At 74.2% G+C, this 19972-nt stretch carries 18 protein-coding genes; 10 read left to right on the top strand and 8 right to left on the bottom strand.

What is annotated here, in order from left to right:
* Positions 1–63 precede the first annotated feature (63 nt).
* Positions 64–1467, top strand: a complete 1404-nt coding sequence (locus OG392_RS33785; protein WP_329285846.1) for a GH1 family beta-glucosidase — start codon at positions 64–66, stop codon at positions 1465–1467.
* A gap of 31 nt (positions 1468–1498) precedes the next feature.
* On the opposite strand, the gene OG392_RS33780 is transcribed toward OG392_RS33785, so the two are convergent.
* The 3 genes from OG392_RS33780 to OG392_RS33770 form a co-directional block, all read right to left on the bottom strand.
* Positions 1499–2263 carry a hypothetical protein gene (locus tag OG392_RS33780; RefSeq protein ID WP_329285844.1) on the bottom strand — a complete coding sequence of 255 codons (765 nt, stop codon included), beginning with the start codon at positions 2261–2263 and terminating at the stop codon, positions 1499–1501.
* Between the two features lie 161 nt (positions 2264–2424).
* The gene (locus OG392_RS33775) at positions 2425–3795 is read right to left on the bottom strand and encodes a carbohydrate-binding protein (protein ID WP_329285842.1); all 1371 of its coding nucleotides are present in this window, start codon (positions 3793–3795) and stop codon (positions 2425–2427) included.
* A 134-nt stretch (positions 3796–3929) separates the two neighbouring features.
* Entirely contained in the window at positions 3930–4868 is a 939-nt protein-coding gene (locus OG392_RS33770; RefSeq protein ID WP_329285841.1) for a LysR family transcriptional regulator, read from the bottom strand.
* Positions 4869–5097: 229 nt separating this feature from the next.
* Here OG392_RS33770 and OG392_RS33765 point away from each other — a divergent pair, with 229 nt between their 5' ends.
* Positions 5098–5763 (top strand): GOLPH3/VPS74 family protein, encoded by a 666-nt coding sequence (locus OG392_RS33765; protein WP_329285839.1) that lies wholly within the window; start codon positions 5098–5100, stop codon positions 5761–5763.
* 266 nt (positions 5764–6029) lie between these two features.
* Complete coding sequence (locus OG392_RS33760; protein WP_329285837.1) at positions 6030–7367, top strand: hypothetical protein; 1338 nt, start codon at positions 6030–6032, stop codon at positions 7365–7367.
* A gap of 15 nt (positions 7368–7382) precedes the next feature.
* Here the strand turns inward: OG392_RS33760 and OG392_RS33755 are convergent, their stop codons facing one another.
* The 4 genes from OG392_RS33755 to OG392_RS33740 form a co-directional block, all read right to left on the bottom strand.
* Positions 7383–8315 carry a DUF4232 domain-containing protein gene (locus OG392_RS33755; RefSeq protein ID WP_329285836.1) on the bottom strand — a complete coding sequence of 311 codons (933 nt, stop codon included), beginning with the start codon at positions 8313–8315 and terminating at the stop codon, positions 7383–7385.
* Between the two features lie 144 nt (positions 8316–8459).
* Positions 8460–8918 carry a MarR family winged helix-turn-helix transcriptional regulator gene (locus OG392_RS33750; RefSeq protein WP_329285833.1) on the bottom strand — a complete coding sequence of 153 codons (459 nt, stop codon included), beginning with the start codon at positions 8916–8918 and terminating at the stop codon, positions 8460–8462.
* Complete coding sequence (locus tag OG392_RS33745) at positions 8915–9397, bottom strand: MarR family winged helix-turn-helix transcriptional regulator (RefSeq protein WP_329285832.1); 483 nt, start codon at positions 9395–9397, stop codon at positions 8915–8917. The genes OG392_RS33750 and OG392_RS33745 overlap by 4 nt, the downstream gene beginning before the upstream one ends.
* A gap of 87 nt (positions 9398–9484) precedes the next feature.
* Positions 9485–11029 (bottom strand): alpha/beta fold hydrolase, encoded by a 1545-nt coding sequence (locus OG392_RS33740; RefSeq protein WP_329285831.1) that lies wholly within the window; start codon positions 11027–11029, stop codon positions 9485–9487.
* A 120-nt stretch (positions 11030–11149) separates the two neighbouring features.
* Here OG392_RS33740 and OG392_RS33735 point away from each other — a divergent pair, with 120 nt between their 5' ends.
* The 7 genes from OG392_RS33735 to OG392_RS33705 all read left to right on the top strand — a co-directional run bounded on the left by OG392_RS33735 (position 11150) and on the right by OG392_RS33705 (position 19254).
* Positions 11150–12073: a MerR family transcriptional regulator gene (locus tag OG392_RS33735; RefSeq protein ID WP_329285830.1), complete on the top strand. Its 924-nt coding sequence runs from the start codon at positions 11150–11152 to the stop codon at positions 12071–12073.
* 167 nt (positions 12074–12240) lie between these two features.
* On the top strand, positions 12241–13008 hold the full coding sequence (locus tag OG392_RS33730; protein ID WP_329285827.1) for a GntR family transcriptional regulator: 768 nt from the start codon (positions 12241–12243) through the stop codon (positions 13006–13008).
* Between the two features lie 74 nt (positions 13009–13082).
* The gene (locus OG392_RS33725) at positions 13083–13310 is read left to right on the top strand and encodes a 4Fe-4S dicluster domain-containing protein (protein WP_329285824.1); all 228 of its coding nucleotides are present in this window, start codon (positions 13083–13085) and stop codon (positions 13308–13310) included.
* A gap of 14 nt (positions 13311–13324) precedes the next feature.
* The gene (locus OG392_RS33720; RefSeq protein ID WP_329285822.1) at positions 13325–14695 is read left to right on the top strand and encodes an ABC transporter substrate-binding protein; all 1371 of its coding nucleotides are present in this window, start codon (positions 13325–13327) and stop codon (positions 14693–14695) included.
* Positions 14692–15585: an ABC transporter permease gene (locus OG392_RS33715; protein ID WP_329285821.1), complete on the top strand. Its 894-nt coding sequence runs from the start codon at positions 14692–14694 to the stop codon at positions 15583–15585. Before OG392_RS33720 ends, OG392_RS33715 begins: the two co-directional genes overlap by 4 nt.
* On the top strand, positions 15582–16367 hold the full coding sequence (locus tag OG392_RS33710) for an ABC transporter ATP-binding protein (protein WP_329285819.1): 786 nt from the start codon (positions 15582–15584) through the stop codon (positions 16365–16367). Before OG392_RS33715 ends, OG392_RS33710 begins: the two co-directional genes overlap by 4 nt.
* 160 nt (positions 16368–16527) lie before the next feature.
* Positions 16528–19254, top strand: coding sequence for a fumarate reductase/succinate dehydrogenase flavoprotein subunit (locus OG392_RS33705; RefSeq protein WP_329285817.1), 2727 nt, complete (start codon positions 16528–16530; stop codon positions 19252–19254).
* Here OG392_RS33705 and OG392_RS33700 read toward each other — a convergent pair.
* Positions 19230–19838, bottom strand: a complete 609-nt coding sequence (locus OG392_RS33700; RefSeq protein WP_329285816.1) for a GNAT family N-acetyltransferase — start codon at positions 19836–19838, stop codon at positions 19230–19232. The genes OG392_RS33705 and OG392_RS33700 overlap by 25 nt on opposite strands.
* Between the last annotated feature and the right edge of the window lie 134 nt (positions 19839–19972).

Below are 19972 nucleotides of genomic sequence, written 5' to 3'. Positions count from 1 at the left end.
CCCGGCACCCCCCTCGCCGCTCCACCATCCCCCAGACCTCTCACTCCAGGGAGTTCCCATCCCATGACCGCGCTCGACGCACGTACCGACACGACGACCGCCCTCCGCTTCCCCGAGGGCTTCCGCTGGGGCACCGCCACGGCCGCCTACCAGATCGAGGGGGCGGCGGGGGAGGACGGCCGCACCCCCTCCATCTGGGACACGTTCAGCCGTACGCCCGGCAAGGTGCGCAACGGCGACACCGGTGACATCGCCGCCGACCACTACCACCGGGTCGACGAGGACGTCGAGCTGATGCGGCGGCTCGGCGTCACCGACTACCGCTTCTCCGTCGCCTGGCCCCGGGTGCAGCCCACCGGGCGCGGCCCCGCCGTCCGCAAGGGTCTGGACTTCTACCGGCGGCTCGTCGACCGCCTCATCGACGCCGGCATCCGGCCGGTGGCGACGCTCTACCACTGGGACCTGCCGCAGGAGCTGGAGGACGCCGGCGGCTGGCCGCAGCGGGACACCGCGCACCGGTTCGCCGAGTACGCGGCCATCATGGCGGACGCCCTCGGCGACCGGGTGGCGACCTGGACCACGCTCAACGAGCCCTGGTGCGCGGCCTTCCTCGGCTACGGCAACGGCGTGCACGCCCCGGGCCGCACCAGCGCGCTCGCCTCGCTGCGGGCCGCCCACCACCTGAACCTGGCGCACGGGCTCGCGGCGCGCACTCTGCGCGGGGCCCTGCCCGGCTCGGCCGAGGTGTCGCTGACCCTCAACCTCCACGCGGTACGGCCCTGTTCGCAGTCTCCGGAGGATCTGGACGCGGCGCGCCGGATCGACGCGGTCGGCAACCGGATCTTCCTGGACCCGGTCTTCCACGGCCGGCTCCCGGAGGACCTGGTCCGCGACACGGCGTCGGTCACGGACTGGTCCTTCGTGCGGGACGGCGACCTGGCGGCGGCGGCCGCGCCGATCGACTCGCTCGGCATCAACTACTACTCCCCCTCGGTCGTCGGGGCGGGCAGCTCGGAGTCGCCCTCGCCGTGGGCGGGCGCGGAGCGGCACGTCCGGTTCGAGCCGGCGCCGGGGCCGCGTACGGCGATGGACTGGCCGGTCGACGCGGACGGGCTGCACGAGCTCCTGATCCGGCTGCGGGACGAACTGCCGGACGTACCGCTGGTGATCACGGAGAACGGTGCGGCGTACGACGACTACGCCGACCCCTCCGGCAACGTGAAGGACCCCGAGCGGGTGACGTACCTCCACCAGCACCTGGCGGCCGTGCACCGCGCGCTCGTCGACGGCGCGGACGTCCGGGGGTACTTCCTGTGGTCGCTCCTGGACAACTTCGAGTGGGCGTACGGCTACAGCAAGCGGTTCGGCATCGTGCACGTGGACTTCGCGACGCAGCGGCGGACCCTGAAGGACAGCGCCCGCTGGTACGCGGGGGTCATCGCGCGCGGGGGCCTGGCGGAGGCCTGACGGGCGGCCGGCCTGATCGACGAGACAGACCCTAGGTCCGCAGCGCGCCGGCGACGAAGGACCGGGTCCACGGGACGGCCGACTCCACGGGGATGTACTGATCGTCCGCCGGGAAGAAGTCGACGACCCCCGCCGCCCCGTAGTTCGCCCAGAAGCAGGTGGTCATCGGGAAGGTGTCGGTGACGTTCTGCCGGCACTTGACGACGAGGGCGCTGTCCGTGGCGGTCTCGGCCTCGCCGACGAAGTCGCGGCCGTCGCTCGTCGCGTTGTCCGTGGACGCGGCGAAGATCTTGTTCAGCGCGGCGGCGGGGTCCGCCACCTTCTCGTACAGATGGCTCCTGGCCGTGAACATGGGCGCCGAGGCCGACATCGTGCCCTTGCGGAGGATGTTCCTCGGGCTGCCGAAGCACGACACCTCGTCGGCGACGTCGTTGCTGTCACCCTCGATCTCCTTGAGGTCGTCGTCGCCGCTGACGCGCATGTCGAGGCCGCTCCCGTAGTGGAAGCCTCCGTCGCCCTCGTCGCAGACGAGTCCCTCCAGCTGGGGGACGGCGATGGCCGTGTAGCGGACGCCGTTGTCGGCGGCGAGCCCGGCGGCGGCCGGGGAGGTCCCGGCCTCTCCGCCGCCGGAGGCCGAACCTCCGTCGGCGGACCGTCCCACCGAAGCCTTCCCCGTCGAGGGTTGCCCCGCCGCCCCGGTGGCCTCCGCGGGCTCGCCGGAGCCGCAGCCCGTCAGTGTCACCGCCACGGACGAGGTGAGGACGACCGAAGCCACGACTGCCCGAATCCTGCTCATGTGCCGACTCCCCCGCGAGGCGCACGTGCCGTTCCGACGACGGCACCCTGTCGTTGACCAAGACTGTCGATCAAGATCGCGGTGATCCTACGGGGAACGCGAGGGGGTGCCGCGACACCCCCCTCGGGTCCACGGCACCCCCGGTCACTATTCGGCCAGGGTCACAGGCCCTGCCACAGGGCCGGGACGTTCGGCGGCTGCCAGCCCGCCTGGGCCTGGTGGCCCTGCAGGCAGCGGTAGCTCGCTCCGCCGTACGTGACCACATCCCCGGCCACGTAGACCTTTCCGGCCGTCCAGCTGCCGCCAGGCTCCGGCTCGCCCGGCCCGGGCCCCGGGTCGGTACCGGTGGTCTTCAGGGTGAGCCCGTAGTTCTGGAGCAGCGGGTTCAGTGGCTGGAAGAAGGTGGTGCCGCCGCTGGAGCAGTTACCGGAACCGCCGGACGTGACGCCCTGGGCCTGGCTGCCGGAGATGTACGAGCCGCCGGAGTCGCCGGGCTCGGCGCAGACGGTCGTACGGGTCACCCCGGAGATGGTGCCCTCGGGGTAGGTGACGCTCGTGCCGTGCTGCTGCACGGTGCCGCAGTGCCAGCCGGTGGTCGAGCCGGAGCGGCACACGGAGGAGCCGACGGGCTGCAGCACCGAGCCGGTCACCTGGACGTTCGCACCGCCGGAGCCCTTGACGTACGGGGTGGAGGTCCAGTTGGTGTTGGCGGCGACCCAGGCCATGTCGTTGCCGGGGAAGACCGAGCCCTGGAAGCTGCCCTGCGCCACCTGGTTGAAGCCGCTGGTGGTGGTACCGGCCCGGCCGCAGTGACCCGCGGTGGCGAATCCCTGGGTGGTGCCCCGCGTCACCGCGAAGCCCACCGAGCAGCGGCCGCCCGCGCCCATGTAGTACGCGTCGCCGCCCCGGATGTCGTACAGCGGGCGGGGTGCCTGGCCGGTGCGGACGACCCGCACCAGCGCGCGCGGTACACCGGTGGCCGCCAGGAGCCGCTCCCCGGCGCCCGTCCTGGTCTCCTCGACGACCAGGACGTTGGCGCGGACGTCGACGTAGCGGACGGGCGCGTCGACGCCGGCGGACCGGTCGAGGCGCTGCTTCGCCCGTTCCAGGTCGGTCAGACTGTGCGTCACGAGCCGCGCCCGCGCGCCCGTGGCCCGTATCGCGGTGGTGTCGGCGGGGCGGGTGGTGGCCACGGTCAGGGTGCCGGCCTCGGCGCCGTCCACCCAGGCACCGGCGAAGGCGCCGCCGAGGCCCTGGCGGAGCAGGGCCGCGGTGGCGCCCGCCTCCGCCTCGTTGGCGAGGCGGGTCAGGGCCTGGGAGCGGGTGAGTCCCAGGTCCCGCCGCATGGCGTCGAGCAACTCGGGCCGGGCGGAGCCGGCACCGAGCGCCTGGGCGGCGGTCAGCGCGGTCGGTGCCCGGTGCGGGTCCCGGGCGTCCGGGGCCGCCGCGGCGGAGCCGGCCTGGAGTCCGGCCAGCGCCATTCCGGCGGCGACGAGGGCGGTACACGCCGCGCGGGCGTGTCGTCGGAGCATGGGGAGTCTCCTCGGTTCTCGGATCGCGGTCCGGGACGTCTCGGCCCGGATCCTGGATCGCGGCGGGGGATCTGCTGGAACCGTAGGAGTCGCGGCGAGGAGACGGCAGTTGCCAGTCGGCCCCTGCCACGGCGTTATGCCGGGGGTGCCACCCCCGTGTGGAGCCGGCCCGCGCTGCTCGCCAGCGCCTCGGCGTGGGCGGCCCGGGTGTGGCCGAGGACGGCGGCGGACCGGGAGGCCGCGCGCCCCTCGGGATGCCAGCCGAGCAGGTGCCGCCACATGAGGGGGGCGCCGGCGAGGGGCCGGGTGACGAGGCCCGGGGTGACGGGGAAGGTCGCCCGGCACAGCCCGACGGCCCGGCCGACCTGCACCAGATGCACACAGGAGGCGGTGTCCGTCTCGTAGACGCAGGCCGGGGTGAACCCGGCCCGCACGCAGGCGGCGGCGAAACAGTCGCCGAAGCAGCCGTCGCCCGGGACGTCGGTCCAGGCCTCCGCCGCCAGTTCGGCCAGGTCGATCACGGCGCGGGGTGCCAGCGGATGGTCGGCGGCCAGCATCACGTACACCGGGTCGCGGGCGACCTCCGTCCAGGCCAGTCGGCCCGCCTCGGGCGGACCGCTCTCGCCGCAGACCCCGACGAGGGCGAAGTCGAGGCGGCCGTCGGCGACCCCGCCGGCGATCTCGCGCTCCGACCACGAGATGTACGTGGTGACGGGGGCGCCGGGGTCGTCGCGCGCGATCCGGTCGACCAGGCCGCCGAGCAGCGGCCCGTGGGTGCCCCCGAGCCGGTAGCCCCCCGCCCCGCCGCGGGCGAACCGCACCGCCTCCTCCTGCAGCTCGCAGACGGCGGGCAGCACCACCCGCGCCCGTTCGAGCACCAGGTCCCCGAGCGCCGTGGCCCGTACGCCCTCCCGTCCCCGCTCGAACAGGGCACCGCCCAGAGCCCGTTCGATCCTCTTGAGCTGAGCACTGAGCGCCGGCTGGGCGAGCCCGAGCGCGGTCGCGGCGCGTGTGAGGCTCCCCGCGTCGGCGATGGCCCGGATCGTCTTGAGGTGCCTCAGCTCCAAGTCCATAGCGAGAGCTTGACGCCCCGACCCGCTGCGGTCCAGACCAGAGCGCGCCCCGAATTCCGCCGCACCCGGAGAACGACGCAGGTCACAGCGGAGGGCGGCACGCCGACGGGAACCGCACCCGTGTTCCCGTCGTCCTCAGGGACGAAGGGCGCCGGGGGACGGTCGACGTCTCGGGGCGCCGCACACGCGCGCGTGCGGACGGTCGCACGCGGAAGGTAAGGGGTACGGGGTGGCGGTCACGCTCGCGGAGGAGATCATGCTGCTGTCCCTGGACGATGTGTCCGGGGTCGCGCAGGAGCGGCAGACCGCCGCGTGGGCGGTCGCGGGCGGCATCCTGCTCGATCTCGTCCTGGCGGGACGCGTGTCGGTGGACGACGGACGGCTGCGGGTGACGGACGCGACGCCCACCGAGGTGCCGCTGCTCGACGACCGGCTGCGGCAGGTCACGGCCTGGTGCGCGAAGAAGGGCAATGCGCCGAAGGTCACCGAGTGGTTGACGAAGGACCACCTCAAGGCGGTGAAGGCCACGGTCGAGAGCCTCCGCGAGCGCGGTCTGGTGCGTGAGGAGCGGCAGCGGGTGATGGGCCTCTTCCCCGTCGTCCGCTACCCGGAGGCCGACGGCTCGGTCGAGCGCGAGCTGCGGGCCAGACTGCACACGGTCCTCGCCGACGGGCCGGCCCACAGCGCCCGCACGACGGGGCTCCTCGCCCTGATCCACGGTGCCAGGCTCCACCGCCTCGCCTTCCCCGACATGCCTCGCAAGGAGGTCGCCGCCCGCCTGGAGGAGCTGACGGCCGGGCAGTGGGCCGCGGAGGGCGTACGCCGGGCGATCCGGGACATGCAGGCCGCGATGCTCGTGGTCACGACGGCCACGGTGGTGGCGGTCACCAGCTGAACGGGCGCGGAGGACGCTGTCCGGCTCGCCGTGCGGAGCGGGCCGGGGCAGGCCCCCACGGCCCGCCCCGGTCCGCCCACAACTCTCCCTCCCGCCACTCACGTCTCACTCACGTTCCGCTAACGCAGGCGAGCGGGTGCGGCGCGCCGCGGTCGGGACCTCGCCTCCGGGCTCCGGGCTCCAGGCTCCGGGCTCCGGGCTCCGGGCGGTAGTCTGCTCGCCCTTCCGATCACGTACCCGATTCCTCAGGGAAGCGAGCGACGCAGATGACCGATCTGAGCCGGACATACGTGGACGAGTGCCTGGCCGGCAACCGCGGGCTCGCCGAGGCCGTGGCGCGCGCCGAGCTGCCGCCGGCCTTCGAGGAGGCGTGGCGCGCTCATCTGCTGCCCCGCCCCTGGTTCGTACGGGCCCCGGAGACGGCCGCCTTCGCGCGGGACCTGGAGGGCCTCTTCGAACTGCTCGTGTCCCTGCCGCTCCGGCTCTTCGACGGGGACGTCGACCGGTACGCGGCGGAGGTCGGGATCGCTCCTCCCCTCGCCGCGCTGCTCCGCCGGGGCGGCTCCGGCGTCCCGGCCAAGTTCGGCCGCGCCGACGCCTATCACGACGGCGCCGGGTACAGGCTCCTGGAACTCAACCTCGGCAGCGAGGTCGGCGGTCTCGACATGGCCGTGTTCAACCAAGGCCTGCTGGGCGTCCCCGAGTTCGCGGACTTCGCGCGCGTGCACCGGCTCGACCACGTGGACATCGCCGCGCGGACGGCCGCCGTCCTGCGCGACCGCGCCGAACCGGCGCTGTCCGGCGGCGGGGACCCGGTGGTAGGGCTGATCGAGGGGCGCGGCGGCGTCGCCCCGTACGGACGGCTCATGCGGGCCACGGTCGAGGCGATGGCCCGGCAGGGCATCGATCTGCGGATCGGGGAGATCGACGACGTACGCACCCGGGCCGACGGAAAACTCACCCTGGACGGCACCCCGCTGGACCTCGTCCTGCGGAACTTCGCGGCGAGTCAGCTGCTCGACGACCCGGCGGGTCCCGACGCGGCGGAGCCGTTCTTCCGCGCCCACCGGGCCGGCCGGACCGTCCTGTTCACCTCGCTCGAGAGCGGCTTCTACGCGAACAAGGGCGCCCTCGCCCTGCTCACCGATCCGCGTCGGCGCAGCTCGTTCGACGCCGACGAGCGGGCGCTCGTCGACCGGGTCCTGCCGTGGAGCCGCACGCTCCACACCTCCGCGGCCGTCGAGCTGGTCGATCTCTGCCGGGAGCGGCGGGAACGGCTGATCCTCAAGCCGGGCGCCGGGTACGGCGGGCTGGACACCTTCGTCGGCTGGGAGTGCACGGCCGCGGAGTGGGACGAGGCGATGCGCGCCGCCGTGGGGCGCGGTGGTTACGTGGCGCAGGAGCGGGTCGTACCCAGGCCGGAGCCGGTGTACGACCCGGCGACCGGTGACGTCGACGACTGGATCGCGGCGCTCGGCGTCTTCCTCACCGACGAGGGGTACGCGGGCACGCACGCGCGTGCCAACCGCGCCGACGGGGGTGCGATCGTCGGGATGAGCAGCAACCCGGACACCCGGATGGTGGGTGTCTTCTCCCACCCGTGACGTGCGGAGGGGGCGCTACTCCTCGTCCTTCTTCCAGGGGCCGACACCGAGCCTGCCCGTCGTACCGAGGTCGAGTTCGGGGATCACCGTCACCGGGGCGGCGCCGGGCTTCGCCCACACGCGCGCGTAGGGGGCGTTCACGGGCCCGTCGACTCCCCCCTCGACGGTGTTGCGCCAGACCAGTCCGGCGTGCGCCCGCTCGCCCGGCAGCAGTTCGAGCCGTCTCGGCGGCCCCTCGGCGCCGGTGCCTCCGGCGATGGCCTCACCGCCCTGGACGATCGACACGCTTCCGACGCGCTCGTGGTCCTCGTCGCGGATCTCGATCCGGGGGTAGCCGTTGAGGCGGTACGGGCGGGTGCCGCAGTTCTCCAGGTGGAGCCCGACGACCCGCAGCCCCATGGCGGCGTCGCCTTCGTCGGCGTACACCCGCACGCCGGTGGGCGGACAGGCACCGCTCGTGCTCGGCGCCTCGGCGGTCGGGAAGCCGCGCACCTTCAGGACCTTCGCGTCGGCCGTGCCGACGGCGTCGGGGGAAAGGCCGGAGCCGTTGACGGTACGCCGGACCGTACGGCCGGGGGCGACGGTCTCGACGGTGTCGTCGACGTTGCCGAGTGCCCGGCCCGATTCCGACCGGAAGGCGATGGTGACGACGTAGGTGAAGGGCTGGGGCTCTCTGTTGGTGAGGGTGTACACCGCGCAGGGGCGGGCGGAGGCACCGGAGTCGGCCCCTCCACCGGTCCCGAGGACCGTGACGCCGTCCTCGTCCGTGGTGGCGGCCGGTGTGGGCGTCTCGGCACTCGCGGAGGGGTTCGATCCGGGACCGCACACCGGAGGTGGGCCGGCCGTCTCGCCCCCGGACCCGCACGCGGTGAGCAGGAGGAGGCCGGCGACGGCGGGGAGTGCCGAGCGATGGGATCGGGTGAGGCGGTGGAGAAGAGTGCGGCGCATGGGGAGAGTTGACCAGAACCGTCGCGCTGCGGCCATGGCGGACGTCACGCGACCGGGCGTCCTCCCCTCCGTCCGGGGCGGCGGGGCCACGAAGATGTCCCGGAGGTTCTCGTCGCGGACCCTGCTGCGTTCCGGCGAGGTTCCTCAGGCGCCGGCGGCCAGTTCGGCGTTGGCGCGGTCCGTGATCAGGGTCAGCACGCGGCCGGTGATCACCAGGTCCTCGTCGGGGATGCCCTCGTACAGCCGGGCCGCGATCTCGGCGGATTCGGCCGTGGTCGTCTCGTACGACGTCCGGCCGGCGTCGGTGAGTCGCACACGGTCCGCCTCCGCCGGATCCGCTTCCAGCAGCTTCGCGGCCGTCAGCTCCTCGATCACGCCGGTCACGACCGACGCGTCGGTCTTCAGGGAACCGGTGACGTCGCCGACGAGCTCGTCGCGGCCGACGGACTCGCCCGCGACCGCGACGGCCCGCAGGGTGACGCTCTGGTGGAACGTGATGCCGTGACGGGTCAGGACGCCTTCCAGGAGGACGCGTCCCGCGTGGTGCGCCAGGGCCAGGACCCGGCCGTTGGCGCGGGGGGCGGTGGTGGAGGTGGTGGTCATGACTGCTCCTCATCGTTCTCGCTGTGCGGATCAAGAGGTACGTCGAGCAGGAGGGCCAGCTCACGGGTGAACTCCCGGGTACGCGTGCCGGTCCGGCCCCCGAGCGGCCCCAGCAACTGGTCCAGGAGTCCCTGGACGACCGTGATCGCCCGGCCCGTGACGTCGAGCCCCTGCTCGGTGAGCGACAGGCGCATGGCGCGCGGGTCGTCCGGGTCGCGGGTGCGGTCCAGGAGCCCGTTCGCCTCCAGGGCGCGGGCGAGTTTGGAGACGTACAACGCCTCCATTCCCGTCCGGTCGGCGAGCCCGCGCTGGCTGGGCCGCAGTCCGGAGAGCGACATGCCGTACAACGACGCCATGACCACGTACTGGGCGTGGGTCAGGCCCAGCGGTCCGACCGCCCGGTCGACGGCCACACGCCACTTCATGGAGAGGCGCCAGACGAGAAATCCGGCCGAGGCGCCTTCGGTTGCTGAACTCACCCTGAATACCGTACATGGCTACTATGTATATGGCTACTATTTTCGACGTCTCGTGTACGCGCCGAGCGGAGCGGCGCCGGCCGTCGGTCAGTCCCTCAGATGCCCGAGCACGGAGCGCATCGCCCGCTCCACGCACGCGCGGGACTCCTCGGTGGGGTCGACCAGTTCGAAGCTGTGGCGGCCGTGCGGGACGTCGACGGTCTCGACGGCCGCCCCGCTCTTCCCGGCGGCGGCCAGGAACTCCTCGACCGTCGCCGCGAACGCCGGGTGCTCCCGTCCGGCCCGGGTGAGCACGATCGGGGGGCCGCCCGCCGTACCCACGAGGTCGACGGGCCGGAAGCGGGACTCCACGCCGCCCCAGCCGGGGAGCGGGGCCAGGGCGGGGTAGCTCGCCGCCAGACAGCGCAGCCACGGCGGGGGCGCGGCCAGCCAGTCCGCCGCGAGGAGTCCGCCCACGGAGAAGAACCAGAGCGCGATCCGCTCCCCGTCGACGCGCGGGTCGGCGCGGACGAGGGCGACGGCCTCGGCGAGGTCGTCGGCCGCGAGGGGCAGGTCGGCGATGCCGTGCAGCCGGTGGTCCAGGGTGACGCCGATCGCGCCGAGACTCGCCGCGTAGCGGGCGTAACCGAGGAGGAACGGGGTGTCCCGCGGGGTGGGCCGCTGCTCGGGGGCGACCGGGCCGCCGTGGACGAAGACGACGGCCGGCCGGGGCCCGCCGCCCGCGGTCGGCGACCCGAGTCCGCCCGGCAGGTGCAGATCGACCCGTCCTCGCCGCTCGCGCGGCACCTCGGGTACGTCGAGGAGGAAGGGCAGCAGGTGCGTCGGCCGTTCGTCCGAGCCTTCGGGCGCGGTCACCCGACGGCCCTCCCCGGCCGCCGCCCGGCGCAGCACCTCGGCCAGCTCCTCGGGGGCGGAGAGCATCGGCCAGTGACCGGTGCCGAGGTCGATGAAGCGGATCCTGTCGTCGGCGAGCGCCCGGAACCGGGGCGGCCCCGAGTCCACCAGCATCTGCACCAGGTCGACGCTGGAGCCGTTGGCGTTGCACAGCACGCCGGTGACCGGAAGGGCGGCGGCCGCGCCGGTCAGCCGGAGCGGCTGGGTGAGCGTGCGGACCGGCTGCGGTGCGGCGAGGCGGTCGAGTCGGCCGAGCGCCTGGGCCGGGACGCCCTCGGTGCTGCCCCAGCGGGACCAGCCGCCCGCCTCGGGCGGCGCGATCCACGTACCGGCCCCGTCCGTAGCGGCCCCGTGGGCGCCGTCACCGCCGGCCAGTCGTGTCCGTACCTCGGGGTCGGGCACGGAGCGCGCGGCGGCCTCTCCGTCCTCGGGCAGGCCGGTGTCGAGGGAGACGATCCGGGCGACGCGCTCGGGACGCCGGTCGGCGGCGCCGAGGACGGGGTGGAGCCCGTAGCCGTGCCCGACGAGCACCACGCGGGACAACGGGATGCCGTCGATCAGCCGCACCAGGTCCCGGATGTGCGTCTCCAGGTCGATCCCGGTGTCGACCCGCCGGTCCCCCGTTCCCGGGAGGGTCACGGGATACGCCTGCGAACCCGCCGCCCGGAGCCGGGCCACGGTCTCCTCCCAGACCCAGCCACCGGTGAACGGGCCCGACACCAGCACAAACACGGTCATGTTCGTCTCCTCGCGACTCCTCGGCGATGCCTCGCCGTCACGCTAGGAACTCCCCCTGGGGGAGATTCAAGGAGCCGTGGAAACGGGCTCCGGGGAGGGGCCGTACCTCACACTGAGGCCATGGTGTCCGAGGGACTGTGGAGCATCGGAGAGCTCGCCCGGCGGGCCGGTGTCGGTGTGAAGGCCGTGCGGTACTACTCCGACCGGGGGCTGCTGCCCGAGGCCGGGCGCAGTTCCGGTGGGCATCGGCGGTACGGGGCGGGGGCGCTCGACCGGCTCCGGCTGATCCGGTCCCTGCGCGGTCTCGGTCTGCCCGTCCCCGAGGTCGAGCGGGTCCTCGCCCGGGACGAGGCCCTGGAGGAGGTCGTCACGGGGCAGTTGCGGAAGCTGGAGTCGCAACTGGCCGCGCTGCGCTGGCGCGAGGCCTCGTTGCGGCTGCTCCAGGACTGTCCTCCCGGGGAGCGGGCCGGGCGGCTGCGGCTGATCGGCGCGGTGTCCGTGCCGCCCGACACGGCGGCCCTGGCCCGGTTCTGGCGCCGGAACCTCCCCGTTCGGCTGCCGGCGCGGGTGGTGTCCACGGTGCTCGACTCGGTGGTGCCGAGGCTTCCGGAGGAACCGAGCCCCGGACAGGTCCTCGACTTCGCCCGGCTGCACGCCCTGGTGTCCGATCCGCGCGTCCACCTCCCCGAGTCGCGGCCGGCGCCGCCGCTGCCGGACGGCGAGTACCGCCCGGCCGTGCTGTACGAGGGTCTGGCGGAGGCGTACGCCCTGGCCGCCGTGGAACGTGAGGCCGGGCGCGCCCTGCGGGAGGGTGGCGCGCTGGACTGTTTCGTCGCCGCCTACGCCCGCGCGCGCGGGACGGTGGACTCCCCCGATTTCAGGCGCGGGCTGCTCCCGCTGCTCGCCCGGAGCGACGGGCCGGTGATCACCCGGTACTGGAAGCTCGCGGCCGGCCTGTTCGCGCCGGGCGAGCCGGTGCTCGGCGCGCTCCACCACCAGCTCTCCGTCGCCCTGCACCTCCAGGTCGAGGCCCGGGCCGGCTGACCCTTCCCGCATGGTGGGCGGCCAGGCGTCCACGTGGTGGGCGGCAGGGTGGCGGATCTCTGCACCCGTCCGGAATCATCGCAGGTCAGGGCGGTGCATACGGGATGTCAGGTGGCGCAATACTGCCGCAACACCATCCGGCGCGGCCCGCCGCTACGTTCCTTGCCATGCCCGCCGAACCCGCCTCCGCCGCCCGACCCGTCGCCGCCGCCCGCCGTCTGCGGCTGCGTGCGGACCGGGCACGGCAGCTCGCCGACCTGCTGCGTCATCAGATCCTGGCGGGCGGCTTCCCCGGCGGGGTCCTGCCGCTGGAGGACGTGATCGCGTCCGACTACCGGGCCAGCCGGAACACCGTCCGGCAGGCGCTCGACCTGCTGCGCGGCGAGCAGATCGTCGCACGGCAGCCGGGAGTCGGCACGGTGGTGGTGTGCGAGAAGTACCCGCACGGCCTGGACCGGCTCCAGGGGCTCGCCGAGACCCTGCGCGAGCACGGGCAGGTCACCAACGAGGTCCGGACCATGGGGCCGGTCGCCGCTCCGGCGCCGGTGGCCCACCGGCTGGGGCTGCCGGAGCACTCCGACGTGCTCTGCGTCGAGCGGTTGCGCCGGCTCAACGGGCTGCCGCTCTCCCTCGACCTGTCGTACCTCCCGATGGACATCGGCGGCGAACTCCTCGGCTGCGACCTGGAGAACACCGATGTGTTCCGGCTCCTGGAGCAGTTGACCGGCGGTCCGCTCGGCCACGCGGAGATCACCCTGGAGGCCGTCAACGCCGACGCGCACTCCGCCGCCGTGCTCCAGGCCCCGCGCGGGGCCGCCGTCCTGATGCTGGAGCGGCTGACCTGTCTGCCCGACGGACGGCCGGTGGACCTGGAGTTCATCCGGTTCCGCGGCGACCGCATCACCATGGGCGGCGTCCTGCGCCGCTCCCTCTGATCACCTTCCCTCCCCCGGTCCCTCGGGCCCTCCCGCCCCTCCGTTTCCTGCCGACCCCTTTCCTGGAGACAGCCATGCCTCTGGTCCCCCAGCGCGCCGACGTGCCCGTGACCATCGACGAGTCGAAGTGCATCGACGGATGCACGCTCTGCGTCGACATGTGTCCGCTGGACTCGCTCGCGATCCGCGAGGAGGACGGCAAGGCGTTCATGCACGTGGACGAGTGCTGGTACTGCGGCCCCTGCGCCGCCCGCTGCCCCACCGGCGCGGTCACCGTCAACATGCCCTACCTGCTCCGGTGAAAGGCCCAACACCCATGTCCCGAGGAAGACTTCCTCTGCTCCACCGCCGGGCAGCCGGCCGGCTCGCCCTCCCGCTCGCTCTGCTGCTGCCCCTCGCCACCGCCTGCGGCGGGACCGAGGCCGGGAGTTCGTCCGACGGGAAGACGGTCACGGTGACCGTCGGGTACCAGTCGAAGACCATCAACACCGTGACCGCCGGCACCCTGCTGCGTTCCCTCGGCTACTTCGAGGAGGAGCTCGCGGACCGGGGCCGGAAGGACGGCCTCACCTATCGGGTCGTCTGGCAGGACTACGCGACCGGGGCGCCGATCACGGCGCAGATGACGGCCGGAAAGATCGACATCGGTTCGATGGGCGACTTCCCGCTGCTGATCAACGCGGCTCGCGGGAGGCAGCTCAAGGAGCCGACGCGGCTCGTCGCGGTCACCGGCTACAACCTCCGCGGCGGCCTCAACACCGTGGTCACCGAGCCCGGTTCACCCCTCGGGTCCCTCGCGGACCTGAAGGGCCGCAAGGTGTCCACCAGTGTCGGATCGGCCGCCGACGGCACACTCGTACGGGCCCTTCGCCGCGCCGGTGTCGATCCCGCGAAGGACATCCGCAAGCTCAACCAGCAGCCGAGCGTGGGGGCTTCGGCCCTGGCGGCCGGCAGCGTCGACGCCCTGTCCCAGTTCGTCGCCTGGCCGGGCCTGCTCGCCTTCCAGGGCAAGGCGACAGCGCTGTACGACGGGGCCGAGCTGAACCTGCCGACCTTCCACGGGGTCACCGTCCGCGAGGAGTTCGCGAAGCGGCGGCCCGCCGTCCTCGACGCCTTCCTGCGGGCGCAGAACCGCGCCACGGATCACCTGCGGAAGCAGCCCGTCGCCGCCGCCGAGTCGGTCGCGAAGGAGACGGGGCTGCCCGCCGAGGTGGTCTACCTCTACAACGGCGCCCAGGGCATCGCGACCTTCGACCCGGCGCTCCGCCCGGAGCTGATCGCCGCGCTCAAGGAGGACGTGCCGGTCCTGAAGGAGGCCGGCCTGGTGACGGACGTCGACGTGGACGCGTTCGTCGACCCTGCGCCGCTGCGCCGGGCGGTGCCGGACCTCGCGTACCCGAAGGCGGCCGGTCCGAAGGCCGAGCTGTGGCTGAAGGGCCAGAGCGCGATCCGTACCTTCGACAGCCCCGCCGCGCTCCTCAGGGCCGTCAAGGGGGCCTCCGTGCGGGCCGCCTACGTGCCGGACGCGGTGACGGGGACGCTGTGGTTCGCGGAACGGGCGGTGTGGGTCGCGGACGGCGCGGAGTGGCGGGCCTTCGTCACCCGCTCGGGCGCCGAGCGGTACGTCTCCGGGCACTCCGGGGCGCGCGTCGTCCCGTACGCGGACGCCGTGAGGCTCGCGTCATGAGCGCGGGAAACCGCCGGACCGCCGCCACGAGCACCGGCCGCCGACTGGTCCGGGTGGCCTCCCCGCTCGCGGCCCTCGGGCTCTGGCAGCTGCTGACCTCCTACGACGTCGACCTGTGGCTGCGGTTCGCACAGTTCCCCACGGTCGTCGAGGTCGCCTCCGCCCTCGGGGACCGGATCGGCACCGAGGCGTACTGGCAGGATCTCGGCCACAGTCTGCGCCGGATCACGATCGGCTTCCTCCTGGCCGCCGTCCTCGGGGTGGCGGGCGGGACCGCCGTCGCCCGGTCCCGGTGGGCCGCCGACGTCCTGGGCCCGCTCGTCGAGGTGGTGCGGCCGATCCCGGCCATCGCCCTGGTGCCGGTCGCGATCCTGCTGCTCCCCACCAACGAGCAGGGCATCGTCTTCATCACCTGCGCCGCGGCCCTCTTCCCCGTCCTCGTGTCGACCCGGCACGCCGTGCGGGCCCTGAACCCGGTGTGGGAGGAGGCGGTGCTCACTCTCGGCGGGAGCCGGGCGCGGGTGCTGTTCTCGGTGGTGCTGCCGGGCGCCCTGCCGGGGATCTTCGGCGGCCTCTCCGTGGGCATCGGCGTCTCGTGGATCTGCGTGATCTCGGCGGAGATGATCTCCGGCGAGTACGGGGTGGGCTACCGCACCTGGCAGGACTACACGATCGTCGACTACCCCGGTGTCTTCGTCGGCATGGCCACGATCGGCGCCCTGGGCTGGCTCACCTCCACCGCGGTCGAGACGATGGGCCGCCGGGTGACCTCGTGGCTGCCGCGCCCCACCGCCCGGGTGCCGGCGGGCGGCCCCGCAGGCGCGGCGGGCCCGTCCGCGGCCACCCCGCCCACCCCCGCCCGTCGCCCCGAGAAGGAGCCGGTCGCATGAGCACCGTGAGCCCGTCCGCCGTGTCCGCGAAGCCGTCCGTCCCGACGGCACCGACGGCCTCCACCGGCGCGGAACTCGCCCTGCACGGCGTCCGCCTCGGCCACCCCGACGGGGTGGCCGTGCCCGGCCCCGTGGACCTGCGCATCGCCGCCGGCGAACTGCTGACCGTGGTCGGTCCCTCGGGCTGCGGCAAGACCACCCTGCTGCGCACGCTCGCCGGACTGCTGCCCCCGCTGGAGGGGCGGGTCACCCAGGACGGGGAGCCGATCCACCGGCCGGGCGCCGACCGTGCCCTGGTCTTCCAGCACGACGCGCTGCTGCCCTGGCGATCGGTCCGCGCCAATGTCGAACTGCCCCTCGCCATCCGGCGGGTGCCCCGCGCGGAGCGGCGCCGCTCGGCCGAGGAGTGGCTGGAGCGGGTCGGTCTCGGCGGGCACGCGCGCAGGCTCCCGCACCAGCTGTCCGGCGGGCAGCGCCAGCGCGTCCAGCTGGCCCGCGCCCTCGCGGCCCGCCCCCGGGCGGTCCTGATGGACGAGCCGTTCGGCGCGCTCGACGCCCATACCCGCGCCGGGATGCAGGACCTCCTGGTGGAGATCCTGCGCGGCACGGGCGCGACCGTCGTCTTCGTCACCCATGACGTCGACGAGGCGATCCATCTCGGCGACCGGGTCGCCCTGTTCGCGACCGGCGACGTCCTGGACGTGCCCCACCCGCGTGCGCGCGACGCCCGGCAGGCGCCGGACACGGCCGCGCTGCGCCGTCGCGTCCTCGACTCCCTCTGAGGGTCCGGCCCGCGGCACCGGAAGGCACGCCGGGGCCGCCCGGCAGGCCGGGCGGTCCCGCCGGAAGGACCGGGCCGCCCGACGCGCTCGCCCGTACCCGTAGCCGCGGGCCCGTGCACCCCCGCATCCCCGAAGCTCCGAAGCTCCGAAAGGCACTCCCGTGGACATCCCCCTGACCGTGCCCGATCTCGCCGACGCGACCGAGCTGTCCTGCGACGTGCTCGTCGTCGGCGGCGGCACCGCCGGCACGATGGCCGCGCTGACCGCCGCCGAGCGCGGGGCGAACGTCCTGCTCCTGGAGAAGGCGCACGTCCGGCACTCCGGCGCCCTCGCCATGGGCATGGACGGCGTCAACAACGCGGTCGTGCCGGGCCGCGCCGAGCCCGACGACTACGTCGCCGAGATCACCCGCGCCAACGACGGCCTGGTGGATCAGTCCACGGTCCGGCAGACGGCGACCCGGGGCTTCGGCATGGTCCAGCGCCTCGAGTCGTACGGGGTGAAGTTCGAGAAGGACGAGCACGGCGAGTACGCGGTCCGGCAGGTGCACCGGTCCGGCTCGTACGTGCTGCCGATGCCCGAGGGCAAGGACGTCAAGAAGGTGCTCTACCGGCAGTTGCGCCGGCGTGAGATGCGGGAGCGGATCCGGATCGAGAACCGGGTCATGCCGGTCCGCGTCCTCACCCACCCCGAGGACGGCCGGGCGGTCGGCGCGGCCGCGTTCAACACCCGCACGGGCGAGTTCGTCATCGTCCGGGCGGGGGCGGTGATCCTCGCCACCGGTCCCTGCGGGCGCCTCGGCCTGCCCGCCTCGGGCTATCTGTACGGCACGTACGAGAACCCGACGAACGCGGGTGACGGCTACGCCATGGCGTACCACGCGGGGGCGGCGCTCACCGGGATCGAGTGCTTCCAGATCAACCCCCTGATCAAGGACTACAACGGCCCCGCCTGCGCCTATGTCGCCAACCCCTTCGGCGGCTACCAGGTGAACCGGCACGGCGAGCGGTTCGTCGAGTCCGACTACTGGTCGGGGCAGATGATGGCGGAGTTCGCGGCCGAACTCGCCTCGGACCGGGCCCCGGTGTACCTGAAGCTGAGCCATCTCCCCGAGGAGACCATCGACGCCGTCGAGTCGATCCTGCACACCACGGAGCGGCCCACCCGGGGCACCTTCCACGAGAACCGGGGGCACGACTACCGGACCCACGACATCGAGATGCACATCTCGGAGATCGGCCTGTGCGGCGGTCATTCGGCGTCGGGGGTACGGGTGGACTCCCACGCCCGGACGACGGTGCCGCGCCTGTACGCGGCCGGCGACCTGGCCTCCGTACCGCACAACTACATGATCGGCGCGTTCGTCTTCGGCGACCTGGCGGGTGAGGACGCCTCGCGGTACACGGCGTACGAGGGCGAGTTGGACGGCGGGCAGCTCGCGGCCGCGCATGAACTCGTCTACCGGCCGCTGCGCCACCCGGAGGGTCCGCCCCAGCCCCAGGTCGAGTTCAAGCTGCGGCGGTTCGTCAACGACTACGTGGCGCCGCCGAAGACGGGCGCCAAACTCTCCCTCGCCGTCGAGGCGTTCGAGCGGATGTCGGAGGAGATCGCCGGAATGGGGGCGCGCTCGGCCCATGAGCTGATGCGGTGCGCGGAGGTGTCGTTCATCCGGGACTGCGCCGAGATGGCCGCGCGGGCCTCGCTCGCCCGCACCGAGTCGCGCTGGGGGCTCTACCACGAGCGGCTCGACCACCCGGAGCGGGACGACGCCGGCTGGCTGCACCACCTCGATCTCCGCAAGTCCCCTTCCGGCGCGATGGAGTTCACCGCGCGTCCGGTGGAGCCCTACCTCGTGCCGGTGCCCGAGTTCGCGCCGCCGGGCGGCCCCGAGCGGCACCTCGGCGAGGTGCAGCTGGTGCCGGTCGCCACGGCCGGCCCGCGGGACACGGCTCCGGCCGCACGGCCGCGGACGCACACCGCGGCCGCGGTCGAGGTTCCGGAGGTCGCGTCACCCCATCCGCGCCTCCTGCGGCTCCTCTCCCTGATCGAGGAGTCCCCCGATGTCGACGCGCTCGGCCCCTACCTGGAGGACCCGGATCCGTCCGTACGGGCCGCCGCCGTCACGGCCCTCGGCGAGACCGCGCCGACCGGTACCGGGCCCGTGCTCGCCGAACGGCTGCGGGACGACGCGCCGCTCGTCCGGGCCGCCGCGGCGGCCGCCCTGCGCGAGCTGGTCGAGGTGCTGCCCGCCGAGCCGGCGCTCGGGGCCGGTCTGCGGGAGGCGCTCGTCGTGCCCGACGCGGCCGTGCGGTCCGCCGCGCTGGAGGTCCTGCGGGCCCTGCGGCTCGGGGACGCCGGTCTCTACGGCGGGGCGCTCGCCGACGCGACCGTCGAGGTGCGCGTCCAGGCCGTCCGGGCCCTGGTCTCGGTGGACGCCGTCGCGGGGCTCGCGGTGGCGGCGGCCGATCCGGCCCGTGAGGTCCGGGTCGCGGTGGCCCGGGGTCTGGCGGCCGTGCGGAACCCGGCGCCGGAGCCGCTGGGTCCGCTGCTCGACGACACCGATCCGCTGGTCCGGGGGGCGGCGCTCGCCGCCCTGGCCGGGACCGGCTGCCCGGCCGCGTACGCGGCGCGTGCCGAGGCCGCTCTCGGCGATCCGGCCTGGCAGGTCCGCGCGGGCGCCGCGACCGCGCTGCGGGCAGCCCCGGCCGACCCGGCCGTCCCCGCGCTCGCGAAGGCGCTCGCCGACGCGAACGCGGACGTCCGGAAGGCCGCGGTCCTCTCCCTGCTCGTCCACCGGGCCGCCCCCGAGGCCCGTACGGCACTGGCCGGGGCGTCGGGCGACCCCGACGCGGACGTACGCGCCTACGCGGCCCGCGCGGCGCGCTGAGCCCCGGGCGGAGTCCGGGGGACGGCCGCCGTGTGGAGGTGCTGGGCGCGCGGCCGGGCGGGCGGGGCGGCGGGGAGTGTTCCGGTGAGCGGGAATCCGCAGGCGAGGGCGGTCCGGCACGATCCCTCGTTGCCGACCGCGTGGACGAGCTCCGGGGTGCGGCCGGCGAAGGGCCCGGTCTCGTCCGCGACCCAGCGGGCGACGCGGGTCAGCGCCCGGGAGGCGATCCCGCGCCCGCGTGCCCGCGGCGCGGTCCAGTAGCCGACGCGTACGGCTGCCGCTCCCTCGACGGTGACGGCGATGTGCCCGAGCGGCGCCCTGCGGCCCGTCGCCGTGTCCTCGACGATCGCGAAGGCCGCCCGGGTCCCGGCGGCCCAGCCGGCGTTCTGGGCGTCCACCCATGCGCGTGCCTGCCGGGTGGTGTCCAGGTGAGTGGCGAGCCAGGCGCGCAGGTCCGGGTCCCGGTGGTGGCGTACGAGCGCCTCGACGTCCTCCTCCGTCCAGGGCCTCAGCAGGAGCGCGGGGACGGACGGGGCCGTTCGGTTCTCGGGGATCTCACGGAGCGGGGGCTGCCGGCTGCTCATGACAGGACGGTAACCCCCGGTGTCCGCGGTCGGCGCACCCGGGCGTGTGATGTTCGGCGGCACTCGGGTGAGTGGGCGCATGCGGGGCGGCGGACCGGGGAAGGGGCGCACGACGCACGCAGCGAGGCAGGACG

The sequence above is a fragment of the Streptomyces sp. NBC_00691 genome (genome assembly GCF_036226665.1).
Taxonomy (GTDB): Bacteria; Actinomycetota; Actinomycetes; order Streptomycetales; family Streptomycetaceae; genus Streptomyces.
Note: the sequence above shows the minus strand (reverse complement) of the source record. Positions and strands in the feature narration are given on the sequence as shown.

What these genes read in the sequence shown, in the direction of transcription:
- OG392_RS33785 (WP_329285846.1), top strand. Translation starts at nt 64, where the DNA reads ATGACCGCGCTCGACGCACGTACCGACACGACGACCGCCCTCCGCTTC.
- OG392_RS33780 (WP_329285844.1), bottom strand. Translation starts at nt 2,263, where the DNA reads ATGAGCAGGATTCGGGCAGTCGTGGCTTCGGTCGTCCTCACCTCGTCC.
- OG392_RS33775 (WP_329285842.1), bottom strand. Translation starts at nt 3,795, where the DNA reads ATGCTCCGACGACACGCCCGCGCGGCGTGTACCGCCCTCGTCGCCGCC.
- OG392_RS33770 (WP_329285841.1), bottom strand. Translation starts at nt 4,868, where the DNA reads ATGGACTTGGAGCTGAGGCACCTCAAGACGATCCGGGCCATCGCCGAC.
- OG392_RS33760 (WP_329285837.1), top strand. Translation starts at nt 6,030, where the DNA reads ATGACCGATCTGAGCCGGACATACGTGGACGAGTGCCTGGCCGGCAAC.
- OG392_RS33755 (WP_329285836.1), bottom strand. Translation starts at nt 8,315, where the DNA reads ATGCGCCGCACTCTTCTCCACCGCCTCACCCGATCCCATCGCTCGGCA.
- OG392_RS33750 (WP_329285833.1), bottom strand. Translation starts at nt 8,918, where the DNA reads ATGACCACCACCTCCACCACCGCCCCCCGCGCCAACGGCCGGGTCCTG.
- OG392_RS33740 (WP_329285831.1), bottom strand. Translation starts at nt 11,029, where the DNA reads ATGACCGTGTTTGTGCTGGTGTCGGGCCCGTTCACCGGTGGCTGGGTC.
- OG392_RS33735 (WP_329285830.1), top strand. Translation starts at nt 11,150, where the DNA reads ATGGTGTCCGAGGGACTGTGGAGCATCGGAGAGCTCGCCCGGCGGGCC.
- OG392_RS33730 (WP_329285827.1), top strand. Translation starts at nt 12,241, where the DNA reads ATGCCCGCCGAACCCGCCTCCGCCGCCCGACCCGTCGCCGCCGCCCGC.
- OG392_RS33725 (WP_329285824.1), top strand. Translation starts at nt 13,083, where the DNA reads ATGCCTCTGGTCCCCCAGCGCGCCGACGTGCCCGTGACCATCGACGAG.
- OG392_RS33720 (WP_329285822.1), top strand. Translation starts at nt 13,325, where the DNA reads ATGTCCCGAGGAAGACTTCCTCTGCTCCACCGCCGGGCAGCCGGCCGG.
- OG392_RS33715 (WP_329285821.1), top strand. Translation starts at nt 14,692, where the DNA reads ATGAGCGCGGGAAACCGCCGGACCGCCGCCACGAGCACCGGCCGCCGA.
- OG392_RS33710 (WP_329285819.1), top strand. Translation starts at nt 15,582, where the DNA reads ATGAGCACCGTGAGCCCGTCCGCCGTGTCCGCGAAGCCGTCCGTCCCG.
- OG392_RS33700 (WP_329285816.1), bottom strand. Translation starts at nt 19,838, where the DNA reads ATGAGCAGCCGGCAGCCCCCGCTCCGTGAGATCCCCGAGAACCGAACG.